We start from the raw sequence: 1,510 nt of genomic DNA, 5'->3' as shown, positions 1-1,510 counted from the left end.
ACACGCGGCCTGAATCACTCAACCCCACGAGTCAACTGAACTCGGGGCAGTCCCGAACGGGTATGACGAATCTTGTTCAACTCATCGAGTGGCTTGTATTCAGGCCACCATGACGACTCGGTACCATCTGCATTCGTAACGACGGCAGGATAGTAATGCACGTTGATTCGTTCATCTACTACCCATTGCAATTCTTGATCCAATGAATCGTAGAACGAGACAGATTCTATCTGCTTTTCATCTAATACTGCTTCACCTTTGTTAGGCACTGGCACATCCCGTAGCAATTCGAGCTGTTGCGCCTCCAACTTTTCAAACTCTCTTATATGGGAGTTAGGTATAGATGATGCATGAAAAGGCGCGTTCGATTTAAGATCGTTTTCCGTGGAGCATGAATCAGACCCGCCGGCCTTTGTCAAGCATTCATCAGAATCACTCGATGCTAATTCTTGCAAAGATAACGATTGAGTATCACTATCCCCCACTATCGATAACTTTGTACCAATTGACATTGTTCGCATAGTTTGAGCCGATTCGCCATTCTGAGCTATCGAATCTGTGCCCTCTATCTCGTCTACGGCAGACTTATTATCGATATTGGTCAGTGAGCGGCTAACCGATACTTCAATCGATTCTGGTGGATATGAGGTACTAGTTTCGTCTTTATCAGTACTTAGGCTACCCTCACGGTTATTTACATAATATCCATTATCAGTACATTCATCTTCGCCTTGCTTACGACCCTCGATATCACTGTCTACCTCGCATTGAGGGTTGGTACTACCCCACGTAGTACGGTACTCACCCACCTTGCGCAACTGGTCGATGATGCTGTTCGACATCACGGTAGTTCCAACGATCACAATGGTTGCTCGGTCATTGAGCATGAACACACCATCGAGCATTGTTCTTTTACGTGTCTCGGCTAGATGGGGTGAGTAGTTCGACTCTGTTGGTTCGATGTCATCCAACAGAATCAAGTCAGGTCGAGTGTTCCCGATCTTCAGACCTAGCGACTTACTGTCGATACCTTTGGCAGAGAATGAGAAACCATTGGCCTGTTGGATCATGGTGTTGGACTGAGCTATGTAACGCTTCACTCCCCCGCCCATCATCGGCTTGCACAATTCTGGATAGTCTTTCTTCAACAGTTCGTTGTTGTCTAGCTCTGACTTGAACGTACGTAGATGGGTCGATGCCTGGTCTTCTGAGTCACTGAATGCTGCAATGAACTTCTTATGTCCGTGTGCCGCTGCCCATAGAGGTAGCAACGTGAACAACCAAGTCGACTTGCCGCTGTTACGGGGAGCTATCCAACAGTCCCTACTGCCCTTATTGGTCAACCATGACTGTGCATACTCGGTTATATCGATATGGAACTGAGCTATAGATGCCTCGTCGTCACCGGGTCTGATCAGATGGGGCAACTGATACACAATTGCAAATAACATTGGATGGGACTGTCTGAATAACGGTTGATCCGGTCCTTGGTTCGACACGCCGAGCTCAG

At 47.4% G+C, this 1,510-nt stretch carries 1 protein-coding gene; it reads right to left on the bottom strand.

Annotated features, from left to right (window positions below):
* Positions 1-14: 14 nt before the first annotated feature.
* Positions 15-1,510, bottom strand: a 1,496-nt coding sequence (locus tag QM590_RS25760) for a hypothetical protein (RefSeq protein WP_269596892.1), incomplete at its 5' end; no start/stop codon positions are given.

Origin of the sequence: Rhodococcus sp. IEGM 1372, assembly GCF_030056835.1 — a bacterium.
GTDB lineage: Bacteria > Actinomycetota > Actinomycetes > Mycobacteriales > Mycobacteriaceae > Rhodococcoides.
The sequence above is the reverse complement of the archived record's forward strand: the minus strand, read 5'-3'. Positions and strand labels throughout refer to the sequence as shown.